The organism is Amorphoplanes digitatis (assembly GCF_014205335.1).
Taxonomy (GTDB): Bacteria; Actinomycetota; Actinomycetes; order Mycobacteriales; family Micromonosporaceae; genus Actinoplanes; species Actinoplanes digitatus.
Map to the genome: position 1 here is coordinate 2435857 of NZ_JACHNH010000001.1, position 17522 is coordinate 2453378.

13 protein-coding genes are annotated in these 17522 nt (G+C 69.1%); 5 read left to right on the plus strand and 8 right to left on the minus strand.

Translation table 11 applies throughout. The features are described from left to right. Nucleotides 1-16: 16 nt before the first annotated feature. A complete protein-coding gene (locus BJ971_RS10595) occupies nt 17-586 on the minus strand; it encodes a TetR/AcrR family transcriptional regulator (RefSeq protein ID WP_184992035.1) in 570 nt (189 codons plus the stop codon). Nucleotides 587-633: 47 nt separating this feature from the next. Between BJ971_RS10595 and BJ971_RS10600 the strand changes: the two genes are divergently transcribed. Then, nucleotides 634-3801: a bifunctional cytochrome P450/NADPH--P450 reductase gene (locus tag BJ971_RS10600; protein WP_184992037.1), complete on the plus strand. Its 3168-nt coding sequence runs from the start codon at nt 634-636 to the stop codon at nt 3799-3801. A gap of 54 nt (nt 3802-3855) precedes the next feature. Here BJ971_RS10600 and BJ971_RS10605 read toward each other — a convergent pair whose 3' ends face one another. After that, nucleotides 3856-4743: an SCO6745 family protein gene (locus BJ971_RS10605; RefSeq protein ID WP_184992040.1), complete on the minus strand. Its 888-nt coding sequence runs from the start codon at nt 4741-4743 to the stop codon at nt 3856-3858. Between the two features lie 204 nt (nt 4744-4947). Between BJ971_RS10605 and BJ971_RS10610 the strand changes: the two genes are divergently transcribed. Beyond that, the gene (locus BJ971_RS10610) at nt 4948-5469 is read left to right on the plus strand and encodes a hypothetical protein (RefSeq protein WP_184992042.1); all 522 of its coding nucleotides are present in this window, start codon (nt 4948-4950) and stop codon (nt 5467-5469) included. On the opposite strand, the gene BJ971_RS10615 is transcribed toward BJ971_RS10610, so the two are convergent. Then, nucleotides 5444-6643 (minus strand): cellulose binding domain-containing protein, encoded by a 1200-nt coding sequence (locus tag BJ971_RS10615; RefSeq protein WP_184992044.1) that lies wholly within the window; start codon nt 6641-6643, stop codon nt 5444-5446. The two genes, BJ971_RS10610 and BJ971_RS10615, sit on opposite strands and share 26 nt — an antisense overlap. 10 nt (nt 6644-6653) lie before the next feature. Then, a complete protein-coding gene (locus BJ971_RS10620) occupies nt 6654-8045 on the minus strand; it encodes a non-reducing end alpha-L-arabinofuranosidase family hydrolase (RefSeq protein WP_184992046.1) in 1392 nt (463 codons plus the stop codon). Between the two features lie 251 nt (nt 8046-8296). Between BJ971_RS10620 and BJ971_RS10625 the strand changes: the two genes are divergently transcribed. Next, a complete protein-coding gene (locus BJ971_RS10625; RefSeq protein WP_184992048.1) occupies nt 8297-9061 on the plus strand; it encodes a cellulose binding domain-containing protein in 765 nt (254 codons plus the stop codon). Here BJ971_RS10625 and BJ971_RS10630 read toward each other — a convergent pair. From BJ971_RS10630 to BJ971_RS10640, 3 genes are read right to left on the minus strand one after another with little or no spacing between them, the layout of a single operon-like run. After that, entirely contained in the window at nt 9051-10886 is a 1836-nt protein-coding gene (locus BJ971_RS10630) for a family 43 glycosylhydrolase (protein WP_184992050.1), read from the minus strand. The genes BJ971_RS10625 and BJ971_RS10630 overlap by 11 nt on opposite strands. A gap of 15 nt (nt 10887-10901) precedes the next feature. Further along, nucleotides 10902-12521: a glycoside hydrolase family 27 protein gene (locus tag BJ971_RS10635; protein WP_377884989.1), complete on the minus strand. Its 1620-nt coding sequence runs from the start codon at nt 12519-12521 to the stop codon at nt 10902-10904. Nucleotides 12522-12542: 21 nt separating this feature from the next. Further along, the gene (locus tag BJ971_RS10640; RefSeq protein WP_184992054.1) at nt 12543-13646 is read right to left on the minus strand and encodes an RICIN domain-containing protein; all 1104 of its coding nucleotides are present in this window, start codon (nt 13644-13646) and stop codon (nt 12543-12545) included. 367 nt (nt 13647-14013) lie between these two features. On the opposite strand from BJ971_RS10640, the gene BJ971_RS10645 reads away from it, so the two are divergent. Then, nucleotides 14014-16086 (plus strand): RICIN domain-containing protein, encoded by a 2073-nt coding sequence (locus BJ971_RS10645; protein ID WP_184992056.1) that lies wholly within the window; start codon nt 14014-14016, stop codon nt 16084-16086. Between the two features lie 26 nt (nt 16087-16112). Next, complete coding sequence (locus BJ971_RS10650) at nt 16113-16889, plus strand: class I SAM-dependent methyltransferase (RefSeq protein WP_184992058.1); 777 nt, start codon at nt 16113-16115, stop codon at nt 16887-16889. On the opposite strand, the gene BJ971_RS10655 is transcribed toward BJ971_RS10650, so the two are convergent. Continuing rightward, nucleotides 16876-17445: a TetR/AcrR family transcriptional regulator gene (locus BJ971_RS10655; RefSeq protein ID WP_184992060.1), complete on the minus strand. Its 570-nt coding sequence runs from the start codon at nt 17443-17445 to the stop codon at nt 16876-16878. The genes BJ971_RS10650 and BJ971_RS10655 overlap by 14 nt on opposite strands. Nucleotides 17446-17522 lie beyond the last annotated feature (77 nt).

Below are 17522 nucleotides of genomic sequence, written 5' to 3' on the forward strand. Positions count from 1 at the left end.
AAACGCGTCGTGACGGTCAGCGCCGGGCGGCCACGCCGTCGATCAGCAGCCACACGGCCATGGAGAATCCGGTGTCGTCGGAGTCGTCGTCGCCGATCAGCCGGCGCATCGTCCCGTTCACCTCGGTCAGCAGCAGCCCACCGACCAGCGCGGCGAGCACCGCGCCGACCCGCTCCGACTCCGGTTCGTCAAGCCCCGCGGTGCGCAGGATCGCGCAGAGCGAGCACCACATCGGACCGCCGCGCTGCACGAAGTCGTCGCTGCTGAAGGCGTACCGGATGAGGTTGCGGTGGCCGAGGCTGAGCGCGCGGAACTGGTGCGCGAGCTGGAAAAGCTGTTCCTGCCAGGTGCCGGGTCCGACGACTACGTCGCGCGCACCTTCGGTGACCATCCGTGTCAGACCATCGAGCAGGGCCGCCTTGTTGTCGACGTGGTGGTAGAGCGACATCGGATTGACGTCGAGTTCGGCGGCGAGTTTTCGCATGCTCAATGCCTCGACGCCGTCGGCGTCGACCATCCTCAACGCGGCGTCCAGGATGCCCTCTCGCGTGAGCCGTGTCTCTCGGGCCTTCGCAGCGGCAGCCATACGCCGTACGGTATCAGCCCTACACCGTATGGCTCAGGAGGTTCCCATTGTCCGAACCGATTCCCGCCCCGCGTGGCCTGCCGATCGTCGGCAATGGACTACAGATTCCGGTCGAGGGAACCCACCGGTTCTTCGCCGACCTTGCGGCGCGGCATCCGGAGGGCATCTTCAGGTTGAACCTGGCCGGCCGCCACGTGGTGTTGGTGTACGACCCGGACCTGGTCGCCGAGGTCTGCGACGAGACGCGGTTCTACAAGCCGATCGACCCGCCGCTGGCGCACGTGCGGGACTTCGCGGGTGACGGACTCTTCACCGCGCGTGACGGCGAGGAGAGCTGGGGTCAGGCACACCGGATCTTGCTGCCAGCTTTCAGCCAGCGGTCCATGAAGGCTTACTTTTCGGACATGTTGGACGTCGCGCAGGCGCTCGTCGGCTCCTGGGAGACCAAGACCGACGTGGACGTCACCGACGACATGACCCGGCTCACCCTGGACACCATCGCGCTCACCGGGTTCGGTTACCAGTTCCGCTCCTTCGAGCAGCCCGAGCTGCACCCGTTCCTCCAGGCCATGGGCCGGGCGCTGACCGAGGCGATGGACCGGACCCGGCAGCTGCCCGCGATCACCGGGCTCAAGCGCCGGGCAGATGCCGCATATCGGACAGACATCGCCTCGATGCAGGACCTGGTCGACGACGTGATCCGGGCGCGCCGCGCGTCCGGGACGACGTCACAGGACCTGCTCGGCCTGATGCTGGAGGCGGCCGACCCGGTCACCGGCGGGCGCCTGACCGACGAGAACATCCGTAACCAGGTGCTCACGTTCCTGATCGCCGGGCACGAGACCACCAGCGGCACCCTCGCGTTCGCCCTGCACCTGCTGCTGCGCAACCCGCACGTGCTGGCACAGGCGTACGCCGAGGTGGACCGGATGCTGCCCGGCGAAACGGTCCCCAGCTACGACACCATCATGAAGCTGGACGTCATCCCGCGGATCCTGGACGAGACCCTCCGGCTGCTCTCGCCGATCCCGGCGATCGGCCTGATGGCCCGCGAGGACACCCTGCTGGGCGGCCGCTACGCGCTGCCCGCCGGGCAGAAGGTCGGCATCCTGATGAAGCCGCTGCACACCGACCCCGGCGCGTGGCCGGACCCGGAGGCCTTCGACATCGACCGCTGGCTGCCGGAACGCAAGGCGGAGCACCACCCGCACGCCTACAAGCCGTTCGGCAACGGCGAGCGGGCCTGCATCGGCCGGCAGTTCGCCCTCACCGAGGCGCGGCTTGCCCTGGCGCTGATCCTCCAGCGTTTCGCGATCTCCGATCCGCACGGGCACCGCCTGACGATCAAGCAGACCCTCACCATCAAGCCCGACGGCCTCGTCCTGCGGGTCCGGCCGCGCCAGCCGCACGAGCGGCTCAGCGTCACCGCGCCCGAGCAGGCCGCGCCGGTCGCCGTCACCGCTGACCTGCAGGCTGCGGGGGTACGGCTGCGCGTCGCGTACGGATCGAACCTCGGCACGTCGGAGGAGCTCGCGCAGCAGCTGGCCGAGCAGGCCCGCCGGGCCGGCTTCGACGTCCGCGTGCAGACCCTCGACGAGCTCGCCGCCGACCTGCCCGGCGACGGCCTGCTCGCGGTCGTCACCTCCAGCTACAACGGCAAGGCCCCGGACAACGCGGGCCGGTTCGACGACCTGGAGATCCCGGCCGGCGCGCTGACCGGCGTCCGGTACGCGGTCCTGGGCAACGGCAACACGCAGTGGACGACCTACCAGGCCTTCCCGAAGCGGGTCGATGCCGCCCTGGCCGCGGCCGGCGCGACGGCGATCGTGCCGCGCGGCGAGACCGACGCCGCCGGCGACTTCGACGGCATGGCCACGGCCTGGTTCGACCGGCTCTGGGCCGCGCTGGCGCAGGCGTACGGCGCCACCGGCGAGCAGGCGGCGGCCGGCACGCGCTACCAGGTCGAGGTGCTTGGCGAGGATCAGGTCCGCCCGGCCGTGGTCTCCGCGCAGGCGTACCCGATCATGGTGCTCGGGGTCGAGGAACTGGTCGACGACGCCGCCGAATGGTGGGACTTCGCCGGCGAGTCGCCGCGGCCGGGCGTCAAGGCGCTCACCGCGCTGCTGCCCGAGGGGGTCAGCTACACCGCGGGCGACCACCTCGCCGTGTACGCGAAGAACGATCCCGAACTCGTCACGTGGGCGTTGCACACCCTGCGGGTGCCGCACGACCAGGTGGTCCGGCTGGCCCAGGACGGCGAGCGCCGCACCTCGCTGCCGATCGGCGTGCCGGTCTCGGCCCAGCTGCTGCTCACCGACTTCGTCGAGCTCCAGGAGCCGGTGACCCGCAGCCAGCTCGCCGTGCTCGCCGGGTACACGCGGTGCCCGTGGACCACCGGCCAGCTGGCGGCGTGGACGGCGGACACCGACGAGGCCCGGCGGTCCTATGCCGACGAGATCCTGGCCAAGCGGGTCTCGCTGCTGACCCTGCTGGAGCGGTTCCCGGCCGTCGAGCTGCCCTTCGCGGCGTTCCTCGAGCTGTGCGGCACCATCCGCCCGCGCTTCTACTCGATCTCGTCGTCGCCGCAGGGCAATCCCCGCGAGGTGACGCTGACCGTCGGCCTGGTGGACGGCCCGGCGCTGGCCGGGCAGGGTGCCCGGTACCGCGGCATGTGCTCGCAGTATCTGGCGCGGCTGCAACCCGGCGACATGTTCTTCGGCCAGGTCCGGGTGCCCACGCCGGAGTTCCGGGCACCCGCGGATCCGTCCGTCCCGATGATCCTGATCGGCCCCGGCACGGGCTTCGCCCCGCTGCGCGGTTTCCTACAGGAACGCGCCGCCCAGGACGACCGGGGACCGGCCAAGCTCTTCTACGGCTGCCGCCACCCGAAGCACGACTGGCTCTACCGCGAGGAGATGCGGCAGTGGGCCGCGGACGGAGTGGTGGACCTGCACCTGGCGTTCTCCGCGGTGCCGGAGCACCCGCACCGCTTCGTGCAGGAGGCCCTCGCGGCCGAAGGTGACGCGGTGTGGGAACTGCTGGAGCAGGGCGCGCACATCTATCTCTGCGGCGACGGCGCCCGGATGGCCCCGGCGGTCCGCGGCGAACTGGCGGGGCTCTTCCGGCGGCACACCGGTGCCACGGCGGAGCAGGCGGACGGCTGGCTGCGTTCGCTCGAGGCGGCGGGCCGCTACCAGCAGGACGTATTCGCCTGATCGGTGCGACGGCCGGGCCCGATCGGGCCCGGCCGGCCGTGGTCGGCTTCCCGATCAGATCACTTTGGAGACGTTCAGCAGGCCGGCCTCGGCGACCGCATGGCTGATCCGCCCGGCGAGTTCCACGAGCCGGGTGCAACCGGCATCGCCCAGCACCGCGTACGCCGGAGCGGCCACCAGGTCGGTCCTGTCCTCGACCCACTGGCGCTGCGCCCGGCCGGTCTCGGTCAGCGCCGGCTCGTCGCCGGCCTCGAGCAGGCCATCGGAACGCAGAAGATCGACAGCGGTGTCCCACTCGGCGGTGCTCCAGCCGCGGGTCCGCCGCAGGACCTCGGCCGGGACCCTGCCCGTGGCGGCGTGCATGACGAGGGCCTCGATCCCGGAGCGTCCGGTGAGGAGCAGGGCGGCGACGTGGCCGTCGCCCCGGAACTCGCGGAGCAGCGTCAGCGCGTGCCAGAGCACCAGATGCGGCTCGTCCGGCCACGGCAGTGCCGAGGTCGCCGCGAACAGGGGACGCCCCTCGGGATGCTCGCTCGCCGACTCGGCCGCCCGCCTGGCCAGGCCCGCCGCCTCGGTCATCTCGGCGGAGGCGAGCAGGTCCGGTCCGCAGGCCCGCCGCAGCGCGGCATCGGCCGCCTCGAGACGGGTACGCAGGATGTCGTCCGGTGCGGCGATCCGCCACGCCGCCGGAATCGCGGCCCGTACCAGCGCGGGGTTGAAGTTGAAGAACGTGGCGATGACGGTCTCCGCACCGACCGGCCCGAACGCGGCGGCTCGGGAGGCGAAGTAGCCCATCCGGTCGCGCAACCCGAGCGCGGCGTAGCGCTGGTGTGCCTCCGGCACGAAGTAGATCATGCCGTGGATGGGCTCGGCGGTCCGCCAAGCCGTGCGGGCCAGCGCCGGCTCAACGGCTCCCGCCGTACGGTGATCGAGCTCTGTCATCCCGTCTCCCATCGAGAGATAACGATGCATCTCGTCACCATTTGACGCCCCTGGCCGGACGAAAGCAACTAATCGGGTCAACGTCCCCAGTAGAACGACTCGACGTTGCGCGCGAACGAGGGGTCGAAGCTCCAGTCGCCGGGTGCCGTCAGGATGCGGCAGACGCCGCTGTAGTTGACGCCCGAGCACAGGACCACGACGTGGTTGAAGGCCCGGGACCTGCTGGCCGGCCGCCTCGGTGCCGACCGGGTCGCGGCGGAGCCGGCCGCGGTGGAGGTGATCATCGGCCGGTGTGCACGGCTGCCCCTGGCGCTGGCGATCGTGGCCGCACGCGGGGCACTGCATCCCCAGTTCTCCCTCGAGGACCTCGCCACCGAGCTGCGGGACGAGCCGGGACGGCTCGACACGCTCGCCACCGACGAGGCGAGCAGCATGGTGCGTACCGTGTTCTCCTGGTCCTACCGTGCCCTGGCCCCGGTCGACGCGGCGATGTTCCGGCTGTTCGGCCTGCATCCCGGTCCGGAGCTGTCGCTGACCGCCGCGGCCGACGCTCGACCGGCTCGGCGACACCCAGCGGGCGTCCGGCGACCCCGCGGCGGCCGCCCGCACCTGGCGGGCGGCCCTGTCCATCCTCCGCGCGCTGGACCACGCCGACGCCGACCGGATCCGCGACAAGCTGTAGCCCCCTGGCCGGCGAGCTTCAGCCTCCGGCGCAGTCGGCGGTGACACCGCCGCCGGTTCCGGTGCCCTGGAAACCGAAACTGGTGGCCTGGCCGGGTGCCAGCCGCCCGTTGTAGCTCTGGTTCGTGAGGGTGACGGTGCCGCTGGTTCCGCTCGTGACGGCGTTCCAGGCGGAGGTGATCGACGTTCCGCTCGGCAGGGCGACGGTGACACGCCAACCGTTGAGCGCGGTGGTTCCCGCGGTGACGTTGACATTGGCGACGAATCCGCCGTTCCACTGACTCTGCACCGAGTAGGCCGCGGAGCACGTGGGGTTTCCCTCGCCGGGCGGCGGGCTGGACGGCGTGACCGGGGGAGTGGTGGGTGGAGTGCCGCCGTCGAGGGTCAGGTTCTTCTGCTGGACCGTCCACTGGCTTCGGCACAGGCCGCAGTCGGCGCCGACGAAGTTGGCGCCGGCGGTGATATCGCCCTTCAGTCGCCACTTGAGGTAGAGCACGGCCACGCGGCCGAACTCGCCGCCGTTGGTCTGGTCGTAGGTGCCGCCGTGGCCGACGTTCAGGTTGCCCATGAAGGCGGGCAGCCCGGACGGCAGCTTGCCCCAGTCGTCCATCGCGTTCGGGTATGCGATGTCGCTCGGCCCGCCGATGAAGTACGCGATCGGCTTGGTCAGTCGCCTGAGCTGGTAGTCATCGGCGTCGTTCAGCAACCCGCTGCTGAAGATGCCGGTCGTGGTGACGCGCGGATCGCTGGAGACGGCGTAGGCCTCCAGGCCTCCGCAGGAGAAGCCCGCAACGGCGATCCTGCCGGTGTCGAGCTTTCCGTAATACTTGCCGCCCTGCCGGGAATTCTCCGCGACGGCCCAGTCGATGGACTGGGTGAGCATCTGGGACGTCGTGGAGCCGGATCCGTTCGGGTTTCCGTTGGCGATCGCGAGGAAGCCGTGAGAGGAGATCTCGCGAAGGAAATTGACCTGTGCGGTGCCGCTGGCCGCGCAGCCGCCGTTGCCCCACACGAAGATGGGTAGCCGCTCGTACGGCAGGGTCTGTGGCCGGTAGATGGTGTGGTTGGGCAGGCCGGCCGAGGTTTCGTAGTCGGCCGGATAGGGACCGGAGCCGCCGGCCGCCGCATCGGCCGGTGTCCCGCCGAGCGCCACGATGGCGGCGGCGAGCGGAACGACGACGGCCGCCAGCCCGGCGCTGATCCTCGATCTCTTTCTCATTCGGCCTGCCCTATCGCTGGAGGGTGAGTAGGCCCGGCCGCCACGGCAGGTTGTTGTAGTCGCCGCCGGCGCTGGGGTTCTTACCCTGGTAGAGCAGTTGGAGGTTGCAGGGGTCGATGGTCTTGGTCTGGTCGGGGTTGTTGCGGACCAGGTCGCCGTGGCTGATGTCGTTGGTCCAGGTGGCGCCGCTGTTGGCCTTGCCCGCGAAGGGGTTGCCCTCGCTGGCGGCCTGCGGCGTCCACGATCCGTTCAGGCTGGTGGCCGTGAACGAGCGGAAGTAGCGCCCCTGGCTGCCGATCGCCTCGACGAGCATCAGGTACTGGTTCTGACCCTGGACCTTGTAGACCTCGACGCCCTCGAACAGGTTGTTCGTCGAGTCGCTCATGATCGTCGTGTACGACGAGCCGAAGCTGCCGGGGAAGTTGCCGATCGGCATGCTGGCCCGGTAGATCTTGCCGTTGTCCCCGGCGAAGAACAGGTACATGTTCTGGTCGTCGCCGATGAGGGTCTGGTCGATGACGCCGGTGTTGGAGCCGGTGATGCTGCCGGTGAACAGCGTCTGCACCGCCGACCAGCCGTTGGCGTTGGCCGGGTCGGTGGAGGTCTTGTAGCTGAACGCGGTCGGGCCCCACTGGTAGGCGAGGATCCAGATGTTCCTGGGTGCGAAGTAGAGCAGCGTCGGCGCCACCGTGCCCTGGCTCATCCCGTTCTGGCTCGCCGAGGCCATGTCGGACCAGTTGGTGAAGAGGCCGAAGTTCATCGAGCCGTACGACCCGTTGGAGACGTTCGACGCGTAGACCAGGTGTTTGCCGTTGTAGACGACGTTGGTGAAGTCCTTCAGCGAGACCCACCCCGACTTGGGGTTGGCCAGCGAACCCGTCGACGTCCAGCGGTATGTCGACGGCAGCGCGCACGTGCCGCCCGGCGTCGAGGGCGAGGTGGAGGGCGAGGACGGGGGCGGCGTGGACGGTGATGTCGGTCCCGTCCCTCCGGTGCAGGCCACGCCGTTGAGGGCGAAGCCGGCCGGCGCGGGGTTGCTGCCGGTCCACGAGCCGTTGAAGCCGAACGACACCGTGCCGTTGGTCGCGACCGAGCCGTTGTAGCTGACGTTGGTCGCGGTCACCGCGGAGCCGCTCTGCGTCAAGGCGGTGTTCCAGGCCTGGGTCACTGTCTGCCCGGCCCCGTACGACCAGGTCAACGTCCAGCCGGACAGCGGATCACCCAGGTTGGTGATCGTCACGCTGGCGCCGAACCCGCCCTGCCACTGCGACGAGACGGCGTAGTTCACCGAGCAGCCCGCGGCCGCGGCACCCGCCGGCACCGCCACGACAACCGCCGCCGACGCCAGCAGGGCGGCGCCGAGCGACGCCAAGCCGATGTTGATTGATCTGGATCTGGTCACAGGCTCTCTCCTGAGGGATGGCGGCGGAATTGCACGGAGCCTCACCTCCGAACAGAAAAGCGGTTACGATGGGAGCGCTCCCAGCGTGAGCCGAGTATCGATGGGTGTCAAGGTGACGAAACTGATTCGGCGGCGTAACACTTTTCGTGCTGCGGAATTCCCGTCCCGCCGCGACTTCATTGACGTGCATCCATGTGAGTTTTATGTTTGCTGAAGTCGAGTGGGCCCCTGAGCCGGAAAGGTGCGACGTCATGGCGTTGTCCAGACCATCGGTAGTGGGCCTGTGCGCGGCGATCGGCGGCACGGCCGCGGCCGCCGCCCTGGCGATGTCACCGGCCGTCGCCGACGGCGGCTCGGTGGCGTCCGCGGCGGGCGGATGCGGCGCGATCGCGCGGGTCGAGGCGCAGTGGGGCAGCGGGCCGAGCGGGGGCCAGGTCCTCACCGTCTCGGTCACCAACACGTCCGCGGCCACCACCACGAAGTGGGCCGTGGCCTGGGCGCTGGGCGCCGGCCGGCGGATCGTCTCGGCATGGAACGCCGCGGTGAGCACCTCGGGTGGCACGGCGACCGCGATCAACGCCTCGCACAACGGCATCCTGGCGCCGGGCACGTCGGCCACGTTCGGGATGCAGCTGTCCGGCGTCGGCCCGGCTCCCGCGCTGAGCTGTGACAACGGCGCCACGACGCCGACGAGTTCTCCGCCGCCGAGCGGCACCGACGTCACCGTCACCGAGGCCGACAACCGCGGCACGGTACGCCTGCGCGTCGGTGGCGCACTCGTGGTCAGCCTGGCGAGCAACTATCTGCCGCCGACGCTGTCCACCGCCGGCGTACTCGTGCCGCGCGACAACGCCGGCGGCTACCCGACCGGCCAGCCGCTCGTGGCCCGCTACGTCGCCGCGGCGGCGGGCACGGTCGAGGTGTCCACGCGGACCGACATCGCGTGCAACCACCAGCCGACGCCCTGTCCGTCGCCGTCGGTCCCGTGGTCGGTCACCGTCACCGTCACGAACTGAGTGAGGCATCGTCGATGTACAGGTTGTCGGTTCCCGCATTCGTTTCGACGTAGAGGACTGCCTTCGTCAGCGTCCCGCTCCACGACACCGTCGCCGCGCCGGACAGCTGCGTCCAGCCGTTCGCGTTCACCGTCGCGGCCGGGGTGAGCTGAACGTAGCTGGTGGTGCCGTTGGCCGTCAGCGCCACGGTCGCCTTCGCGGCGGGCGTGCCGCTCTGCGAGCGCACCCACACGCCGGTGACGTAGGACCTGCCGTTTGTCATCCGGGACGTCACGTCCTGGCCGGGGCCGTTCCACGACGAGGTGCGGCCGCTGATGGCGAGAGACCGCGTGCCGCTGCGCACGACGCTGGTGCCGACCGAGAGCGTGCCGCTGCCGTTCACCTGCCAGCCGGTGAGGCCGTCCTCGATCCCGGGGTTGGTGAGCAGATTCCCGCCCGTGTCGGTGCCGGTGAACTGCCACCAGTTGACGTTGATGAGGTAACCGCTGCCGCCGGCGAACCTGAGGTACAGATCCTGTGTGCCGGTCAGACCGGTCACCCCGCAGGAGACGGAGGCCCAGGTCTGCCAGCCGCCGGTGCCCGGGACGGTGCACGTGCCCGCCAGCGTGCCGGTGGGGCTGCCCAGGCGCAGTTCGATGCGCCCGCCGCTGGTCGCCGACGCGACCCTCGCGGTGAACGACGTGGCACCGGTGCCGAAGGCGACGCCCTTGACCTTGATGTAGTCGCCGTTCTCGATGTTGGCGACGTTCATCCCGCCCTCGGACGCCGGCTCGGTCTCGATGCCGGACGACCAGGCGATGGTCTCGGCCTCCTGCCGCTGGAAGGGATTCACGGCGGCGACCTGTGCCGGGCCGGTCGCCGTCATGTTCATCGTCGGAATGGTGCCGCCGGAGCCGTAGGTGAAGCGTTCGACGGCGACCGAGCGCGTGAAGCCGCCGCCGCCGGGCAACGCGCCGTTGTGGTAGAAGAAGTACGAACCGCCGTTGAAGTCCACGACGCCGGGGTGGTTGGTGAAGCTGCCGCCCTGTGTCGGCATGACGGTTCCCCGGTAGGTCCACGGTCCGGTCGGCCCGGGCGAGGTGGAGTAGCCGATGAACTCCGAGCAGCACTGTGCGGCGAACACGTTGTAGTACAGCCCGTTGCGCTTGTAGACCCAGGGCCCCTCCTCGTACAGGGTGGGCCGGTTGGCGACGTTGCCGGGGCGAGTGCCGAATCCGGCGGTGGTCAGCGGGATCTGGGCCGGGCCGCCGGAGTACGAGATCATGTCGGTGTTCAGCCGCACGTACCACAGGTTCGGGTTTCCCCAGTACAGGTACGCCTGCCCGTCGTCGTCGATCATGACGCTGGGGTCGATCTCGCCGTTCTCCACCAGCGGCCTGCCGAGGGCGTCGGTGAAAGGACCGGTGGGGCTGTTCGACACGCCGACCCCGATGGCCATCCTTCCGGTGCTCCGGTTGGTGACGGGCACGTACCAGTAGAACTTGCCGTTGCGGTAGGTGACCTGACCGGCCCACGCATCCTTGCTCGCCCAGGCGAAGGTGGCCAGGCTCATCGGTGAACCGTGGTCGGTCCAGTTCACCATGTCCGCGGACGAGTAGACCCGCCAGTCCTTCATGGTGAACCACGTCGAGGCGTCCTCGTCGTGGCCGGTGTAGAGGTACACCCGGCCGTTGTGCACCAGGGGTGCCGGGTCCGCGGTGTAGATGGTCTGCACGATCGGGTTGTCGGCCCGGGCCTTCCCGGCGACGACCGGAATCAACGCGAACGCGCAGAGCAGTGCAGTGATCCAGGTGATGCCGCGCCGGACGAGAACGTCTATGGACATGATGTGCTCCAGGGGTCAGCGTCGGGTCCATTGCTGGTTGGCGGCGCCGGTGCAGGTCCACAGCAGGGTCTGTGTGCCGTTGGCGGTCTGGTTGTTGTAGACGTCCAGGCAGAGGCCGGACTGGTTGCCGCGAACGGTGCCGTTGCTCTGGAAGGTCCATTGCTGGTTGGTCCCGCCGTTGCAGTCCCAGAGCTGTACCTTCGTCCCGGCGGTGGCGCCGATCGGTGCGTCGAGGCACTTGCCCAGCGCCTGCAGGGTCTGACCGGACACGGTCCACTTCTGGTTGGTGGCGCCGTTGCAGTCCCAGATGACCGGCTGGGTGCCGTTGGCGGTGTTGCCGTTCGGCACGTCCAGGCACCGGCCGGACGCGGTGCTGACGAGGGCGGCCGATGCCGGTGTCTGCGGGTCGCCGGTGGCGCCGCCGCTCACCCGGTACACGACCGTGCCGTGCGCGGGCACGCTCGCGCTGATCGTGCCGCTGCTGGTCGTCGTGGCGCCGGTCCCGGCGTCGACCAGGCTGTACGACGACGCTCCGGTCTTCCCGATCGCCGCGGCCGTGGTGGAGATCGTCCGGGTGGCGCCGCTCTGGTTGAACAGGGCCACCGCGACATCGCCGTTGGCCAGGCGCTTGGCGAGTACCCGCTGGTTGGCGTCGCCCGCGACCTGAACACCTTGCAGGCCGAGGCTGTCCTGGTTGATGGCGATGAGCCGGCCGTTCTTCAGGATCGACCCGGTGGCGGAGCTCATGCCGCGGATGTCGTTGCCGGCGATCAGCGGCGCGGCCATGATCGCCCACATGGCGAAGTGGGAACGCTGCTCGGTGTCGGTCAACGTGCCCCGGCCGACCTCCATCATGTCCGGGTCGTTGAAGCCACCCGGTTTCGCGTACCCGGCCAGCGGCACGTTGACGTTGATGATGTTCTGTACGCCCATCGGGTACCCGTTGGTCTGGTCGGTGTTCCAGACCAGTTGGATGTCCTCGGTGGTGCGCCAGATGTTCGCCACATCGCCCCAGTTGCGCTGCGGCCCGGTCTTGGAGTGCACGCTGTTGGAGTTGATGCTGTACAGAATCGGCCGGCCGGTGGCGGCCAGGGCGTCGCGCATCTTCGCGAACGTGGCGACCTGATCGTTGATGGTGCCGCTGGGTGAGCACCAGTCGTACTTCAGATAGTCGACGCCCCAGGCGGCGAACTGCCGGGCGTCCTGTGATTCGTGACCCTGGCTGCCGGTCGCGCCCGGGTAGGAGTCGAAGTACTGCGCGCAGGTCTGGTCGAGCGGCGCCTGGTAGATCCCGAACTTCAGTCCCTTGCCGTGGATGTAGTCGCCGAGCGCCTTCATGCCGCTGGGGAAGCGGGTCGGATCACCTTGCAGGTTGCCGCTTCCGTCGCGGGTGGAGGCCATCCAGCAGTCGTCGACCACCACGTACTGGTAGCCCGCGTCCCGCATGCCGGAGCTGACGATGCTGTCGGCCATGCCCCGGATCAACGACTCGTTGATGTTGCAGAAGAACGTGTTCCAGCTGTTCCACCCCATCGGCGGCGTACGGCCGACCCCGTTCTCCAGGGCCTGCGCCGGCGAAGCGGCGGTGGAGACGAACGCGGTGCCCGACAGCAGCAGGAGTCCCGCGGCGAGCATGGTCCTGAGACGTCTCATGGGTTATCGACCTGTCCAGACTTGGTTGGCGGCGGCGGTGCAGGTCCACAGTTGAACCAGGCTGCCGGCGGCGGTGGCGTTGCCTCTGACGTCCAGGCACAGACCGGACGCCACGTTGCTGATCGTGCCGTTCGCGTTCAGGTTCCAGCGCTGGTTGGCTCCGCCGGAGCAGTCCCACAGCTGCACCTTGACTCCCGCGGCGGCGTTGGTCGGTGAATCGAGGCACTTGCCCAGCGCCCGCAGGGTCTGACCGGACACGGTCCACCTCTGGTTGGTGGCGCCGTTGCAGTCCCAGATGACCGGCTGGGTGCCGTTGGTGGTGTTGCCGTTCGGCACGTCCAGGCAGCGCCCGGAGCCGGCGCCCACCAGGGCTCCGCTCGCTGGGGTGCCGGTGGCCTCGCCGACGCTGCCGGGAACCGACCGCACCGCGGCGTACCAGGCGGCGGCCATCTTGTCGTAGCCGCCGGCGGTGGGATGGATGCCGTCGATCAGGTCCGCGGTCGTCAACGCGGCATGCATGTCGACCAGGTGGACCCGCTTGCCGGCGGCCACCTTGCTCTGCACGATGCCGGGGAGCGCGGAATTGAAGGTGCGGACGGCCGCCTCCTGGCCCGCCGAGGACAGGGGAATGATCGTCGCCACGAACACGTCCGCGGCGGGCGCGGCCGCGGTGATGTGGTCGACCACGGCGGAGAGCCGGCTCGGCGCGGACGACACGTTGTAGTTCTGCAGGACGTCGTTGGTGCCGATGTGCAGCAGAACGGTCCGCGGATCGGCGGTTCTCAGCCACCCGGTGATGTTGGTGTCGATCTGGTCGATCCGCCATCCCGGATGACCTTCGTGGTCATGGTCGCCGATGGCGGCGGGACCGTTGAACTGGGTGCCGACGAAGTCGACCCGGTAGCCGGCGCCCGACAGCCGCTGCCAGAGCCCGGTGCGGTACCCGCCCGGTACCTGAGTCCCCTCGGTGATCGAGTCGCCGAGCGGCATGACGCGAACCCCGCCGTTCGACTCCGCCACCGCGACGCCGGTCTGCGTAACCACGCCGACCAGCGTTAATCCGGCGGTGAGGACGGCGGCGAGGACCCAGCTTCTTCGTTTGTGCATCGATGCTCCTCTCGACGGTCCGGCGGCTCCTCGCGGCGCCGAGCCAGAGAAAGTGAACGTTAACATCGCGATTCGCAAAGGTTGCCAGAATGTACCCGGACATTCAAGGGTGAGAATTCAAAGCGGGGCTGATCCGCGTGCCGCGGTCCGTAACATCTATCCGGCAAATAGAAAAGTGTTATCACGCCGTCCCGTCGAGAGTCATCGATATGTGGCGGCGAACTCCCTTGAATGTTTGGAAACACTCTGGCAACATTGCCATCCCTGAATGTCTGATGGCTCGGGACCCTTCACGCTCACCTGGTCAGGCAGGCGGCATCGGAAGAATGTGAACGTTAACATCGACCTTCGGCGGCGAGGAGCGGCAATGAGCGCACGCGACACATCTCCCGGAACGCTGCGGCGGCGCGGGTATCTGGCGATCGCCGCCATGCTGGCTCTGCTGGCCGGTATCGGGGTCACGGTCGTGAGGGCCCCTGCCGCATCTGCCGCGACGATCGACACCAGCGCCTCGTACGTGCTGGTCAACCGCAACAGCGGCAAGGCACTGGACGTGTACAACCTGGCCACCAACGACGGCGCCCGGATCACCCAATGGTCGCGCAACGACGGCAGCCAGCAGCAGTGGCAGTTCGTCGACTCCGGCAGCGGCTACTACCGGCTCCGATCCAAGCTCTCGGGCAAGGTCCTCGACGTCTACAACTGGTCCACCGCCGACGGCGCCGCCGTCGTGCAGTGGAGCGACAACAACGCCGCCAACCAGCAGTTCAGCGTCCAGGACATCGACGGATACATCCAGCTGATCAACCGCAACAGCGGCAAGGCCCTGGAGGTGCAGGGCGCCTCCACCGCCGACGGCGGCAACATCGTCCAGTACGCCGACTGGAACGGCACCAACCAGCAGTGGCAACTCGTCCGCGTCGGCTCCGGCACGCCGCCGAGCGGCACCTTCACCAACCCGGTTGTCTGGCAGGACTTCGCGGACGGCGACATCATCCGCGTCGGGGACGCGTACTACTACTCGGCCTCGACCATGCACTACTCGCCGGGAGCGCCCATCCTTCGCTCCTACGACCTGGTGAACTGGGAGTTCGCCGGGCACTCGGTGCCGCGGCTGGACTTCGACTCGAACGCCTACGACCTCAACGGTGGCCGGGCGTACGTCAAGGGCATCTGGGCGTCGGCGTTCAACTACCGGCCGAGCGACAGCACGTACTACTGGCTGGGCTGCACCGAGTTCAACCGCACCTATGTGTACGCCTCGACGGCGATCGGCGCCGGCTGGAGCAAGAAGGCCCGGATCAACAAGTGCTACTACGACGCCGGCCTGCTGTTCGACGGCGACACCCCGTACGTCGCGTACGGCAACTCCACGATCAGCGTCGCCCAGCTCTCCTCGGACCTGACCTCGGAGGTGCGGTCGCAGACCGTCTACACCACCCCGTCGAGCATCGGCACGCTCGAGGGCTCCCGGATGTACAAGCGGGGCAACTACTACTACATCTGGCTGACCCGGCCGGCGAACGGCCAGTACGTGTTGCGCTCGACCAGCCCGTGGGGGCCGTACGAGCAGCGTCAGGTGCTCCTGGATCTGCCCGGCCCGATCTCCGGCGGTGGCGTGCCGCACCAGGGCGGGCTGGTGCAGACCCAGAACGGCGACTGGTGGTACATGGCGTTCACCGACGCGTACCCGGGTGGCCGGATGCCGACCCTGGCCCCGATCAGCTGGAGCGGTGACGGCTGGCCCGTGCTCCAGACGGTCAACGGACGCTGGGGCGCCAGCTACCCCAAGCCCGCCATCAGCACGACCAGGTCCGTCGAGCCGATGACCGGGCCGGACACGTTCACCGGCACCACGCTGGCGCCGCGCTGGGAATGGAACCACAACCCCGACACGACGAGGTACGGCGTCGGCAGTGGCCTGCGGTTGTCCACCGCGACCGTGACCAATGACCTCTACAACGCCCGTAACACGCTGACGCATCGGATCCAGGGCCCCGCGTCAACGGCCACGATCCAGCTGAACTACTCGACGATGGCCAACGGTGACCGTGCCGGCCTGGCCATGTTGCGTGATCAGTCGGCGTGGATCGGCATCCGCAAGGACAACGGCGTCACCCGGGTGTCGATGACCAATGGGCTGACCATGTCGACAAGCGGGTGGACCACCACCGGCACCGGCGCCGAGGCCGCCGGCGCCACCGTCTCCGGCGGCACGATCTGGCTGCGGGTCAGCGCGAACATCCAACCCGGCTCCGGCCGTACGGCCACGTTCTCGTACAGCACGAACGGCAGCACGTTCACGGCGCTGGGGCCGGCGTTCACGCTGAACAACGACTGGCAGTTCTTCATGGGCTACCGCTTCGGCATCTTCAACTACGCCACCAGCGCCCTCGGCGGCTCCGTCACCGTCAACCGGTTCGACCTGACAGCCCCATAGCCCTCCCGGCGGTACCCTAGCGATCGATGCTTGATTCCAGTACCGAGATCGCCGTCAATCGCGCCCTGTGGACCGTCGTGAACGCGGACTTCACCGACGCGGGTGCGCATGAGGCGTGGGCGGCCGAAGAATTCACCTGGGGGCTCTTCGACAACCCGGAGAGGCGGATAGGCGCGCTCGGTGACGTCGCCGGCCTGGACGTCATCGAGCTCGGCTGCGGCACCGCGTACGTCTCCGCCCGGCTCGCCCGGCTCGGCGCGAGGCCGGTCGGCGTGGACCTGACGCCCGCGCAGCTGGACACCGCCCGCCGCTGCCAGGAGGAGTTCGATCTGCCGTTCCCGCTGATCGAGGCCAACGCCGAGGACGTTCCCCTGCCGGACGACTCCTTCGATCTGGCCGTCAGCGAGTACGGGGCGAGCGTCTGGTGCGACCCCGAACGCTGGGTCCCGGAGGCGGCGCGACTGCTGCGGCCCGGTGGACGGCTGGTGTTCCTGACCAACAGCGTCCAGGTGACACTGTGCGTGCCCGAGGAGGGCGGACACGCCGGCGATCGGCTGCTGCGCCCCCAGAAGGGTTCTTCCCGGCTGCAATGGCCCGGCGGCGGGTTCGAATTCCATCCCAGCCACGGCGAATGGATCCGCATCCTGCGCGACAGCGGCTTCGTCGTCGAAGCCCTCCACGAGCTGTACGCCAGCGACGAGGCGAGGACCCCCGAGTACTACGACATCGCCACGGCCGGATGGGCGGGGCAATGGCCGGTCGAGGACCTGTGGACCGCACGGCTGGCCGTCACACGGGGATGAGGGTGTCGATCCAGTCGTGCAGGCGGTGCACCTGAGCCGACAGCAGCTCCGGATCGCGGAGCGTCGCGGCAAGCAGGGCGCTGCCCTGTATCGCGGAGAGCAGAGCGACGGCGAGATCGCGTGGCTCCGCGCAGCCGAGTTCCTGGAACTGGGACACCGCCCAGTCCAGGATGCCGCGCATCGGCATCGCGGCGTCACGGTCGAGGCCGTCGTCCCGCCGGTTCAGCTCGGTGGTCAGGGTGCCGAACGGGCAGCCGTAGCGGGCGACCACGTCGCGCATCAGGTCCCAGCGTGAGGCCAGCGCCTTGAGCCGCTCGGCGGGCCCGGGAAGGCCGGCGAACCCGTCGACCATCGCGGCGACCTGCTCGGTCTGCGCGGCGAGAACCGCACGAACCAGGTCGTCCTTGGTCCGGTAGTAGTAGTAGACGTTCCCCAGTGGCACATCCGCGAGCTGCGCGATGTCGGCCAGGCTGGTGGCGCCGACCCCGTTGCGGTGCAGCAGTTCGGCGGCACTGGCCACCAGCCGCTCCCGCTTGGCCGTCGCGCGTTCAGTCATCTCACCGAGACTCTATCGCCCGCCTCGCACCGACTGCTATCGTCCAACTAAGTCAGACAACTAACTAAGAGGAGTTG

Coding starts and splice junctions, on each gene's coding strand:
- BJ971_RS10595 (WP_184992035.1), bottom strand. CDS start 586: ATGGCTGCCGCTGCGAAGGCCCGAGAGACACGGCTCACGCGAGAGGGC.
- BJ971_RS10605 (WP_184992040.1), bottom strand. CDS start 4,743: ATGACAGAGCTCGATCACCGTACGGCGGGAGCCGTTGAGCCGGCGCTG.
- BJ971_RS10615 (WP_184992044.1), bottom strand. CDS start 6,643: ATGAGAAAGAGATCGAGGATCAGCGCCGGGCTGGCGGCCGTCGTCGTT.
- BJ971_RS10625 (WP_184992048.1), top strand. CDS start 8,297: ATGGCGTTGTCCAGACCATCGGTAGTGGGCCTGTGCGCGGCGATCGGC.
- BJ971_RS10630 (WP_184992050.1), bottom strand. CDS start 10,886: ATGTCCATAGACGTTCTCGTCCGGCGCGGCATCACCTGGATCACTGCA.
- BJ971_RS10635 (WP_377884989.1), bottom strand. CDS start 12,521: ATGCTCGCCGCGGGACTCCTGCTGCTGTCGGGCACCGCGTTCGTCTCC.
- BJ971_RS10640 (WP_184992054.1), bottom strand. CDS start 13,646: ATGCACAAACGAAGAAGCTGGGTCCTCGCCGCCGTCCTCACCGCCGGA.
- BJ971_RS10645 (WP_184992056.1), top strand. CDS start 14,014: ATGAGCGCACGCGACACATCTCCCGGAACGCTGCGGCGGCGCGGGTAT.
- BJ971_RS10650 (WP_184992058.1), top strand. CDS start 16,113: ATGCTTGATTCCAGTACCGAGATCGCCGTCAATCGCGCCCTGTGGACC.
- BJ971_RS10655 (WP_184992060.1), bottom strand. CDS start 17,445: ATGACTGAACGCGCGACGGCCAAGCGGGAGCGGCTGGTGGCCAGTGCC.